General features: G+C 70.9%; 1 protein-coding gene and 1 pseudogene. Both read left to right on the plus strand.

Features of this window, described 5'->3' with window-relative positions:
- The first annotated feature begins 213 nt into the window (after positions 1 to 213).
- Positions 214 to 980: pseudogene (locus tag AC27KI_RS24345) on the plus strand (LamB/YcsF family protein).
- The coding region (gene pxpB, locus AC27KI_RS24350) for a 5-oxoprolinase subunit PxpB (RefSeq protein ID WP_487116319.1) at positions 980 to 1,626 on the plus strand (647 nt) is incomplete at its 3' end. The pseudogene AC27KI_RS24345 and the gene pxpB, both read left to right, overlap by 1 nt.

Here is a 1,626-nt window from a genome sequence, read left to right on the forward strand (position 1 = left end):
CCGCGCGCGTGGGTGGCGGCGCGCCCAGCGTGGCGCTGGACACGCAGGCACAGGCCCTGCGCGCCGTCATCCGCACGGCGCTGGCCGTGCGCGAGGACGTTCGCGAAACCGCCGGGCAATTGCATTGACCGGCATGGTCATATAGACGGGGCGCTGCGCGCAGCGCTCCGCGGGTTTGAGATATCGGCGGCACCGACCGCCAGGAGAACGACGATGAAAATGGATCTGAACAGCGACCTGGGCGAGAGCCTCGGCGCATGGCGCATGGGCGATGACGCGGCCATGCTGGGCATCGTGAGCAGCGCCAACGTGGCCTGCGGCTTCCACGCCGGCGATGCCGCCGGCATCCTTCGCACGCTGCGCGAGGCCCAGGCCCGCGGCGTGGTGGTGGGGGCGCACGTGGCCTATCGCGATCTGGTCGGTTTCGGTCGCCGCAACATGGACGTGGAAAGCGCCGACCTCGTGGCCGACGTCATCTACCAGATCGGCGCGCTGCAGGGCCTGGCCAAGCGCCGGCACCGAAGTGCGCTACGTGAAGCCCCACGGCGCGCTCTACAACACCATCGCCCACGACGCCCGCCAGGCGCGCGACGTGATCACCGCCCTGCGCGAGATCGACGACCGCCTGGTGCTGGTGGCGCTGGCCGGCTCGCCGCTGATCGGCTGGGCGCGCGACGCCGGCCTGCGCGTGGTGGCCGAAGCCTTTGCCGACCGCGCCTACACCCCGGCCGGCACGTTGGTGTCGCGCCGCGAAAAAGGGCGCCGTGCTGCACGACGCCGCGCTGATCGCCGAGCGCATGCTGCGCCTGGTGTCCGACGGCGTGATCGAGGCCATCGACGGCAGCCAGGTGCGCATCGGGGCCGACTCGATCTGCGTGCACGGCGACAGCCCCGACGCCGTCGCGATCGCGCAGCAGGTGCGCCAGCGCTTTGAGCAGGCCGGCGTGACCATCACGTCGTTCGCAGGGCAGCCCGCATGATGCGCTTTCTGCCCGTCAACCTGAATGCGGTCATGGTCGAGCTGGACGACCTCGACCAGACGCTGGCGCTGCTGGCCTCGCTGCGGCGCGAGCCCATCGACGGCATCGAGGAAATGGTGCCCGCCGCGCGCACCATCCTCATCCACTTCCGCCCCGCCGTGCAGTCGCTGTCCGCGCTGGTGGACGCCATCGCCCGGCGAGACGTGAGCGCGCAGGCCGAGCGCAGCACCACGCTGATCGAGATCCCCGTGCACTACGACGGGGAAGACCTGGCCGAAGTGGCGCACATGCTGGGCATCACCCCCGAAGAGGTGATCGCGCGCCACACGGGCAGCGAATACACCGTGGCGTTCACCGGCTTCGCGCCGGGCTTCGGCTACCTCACCGGCGGCCACCCCAGCCTGAACGTGCCGCGCCGCACCACGCCGCGCACCCGCATTCCGGCGGGCGCGGTGGGGCTGGCGGGCACCTTCAGCGGCGTCTATCCGCAGGCCAGCCCGGGCGGCTGGCAGATCATCGGCACCACGCCCACGGCCATGTGGGACCTGGGGCGCCCCGTGCCGGCGCTGCTGCAGCCCGGCGACCGCGTGCGCTTTGTGGATATTGCTACTAAAAATGTAGCAGAACGCCCTAGTGAAACATGCGC

The organism is Acidovorax sp. KPB24-03 (assembly GCF_057546605.1).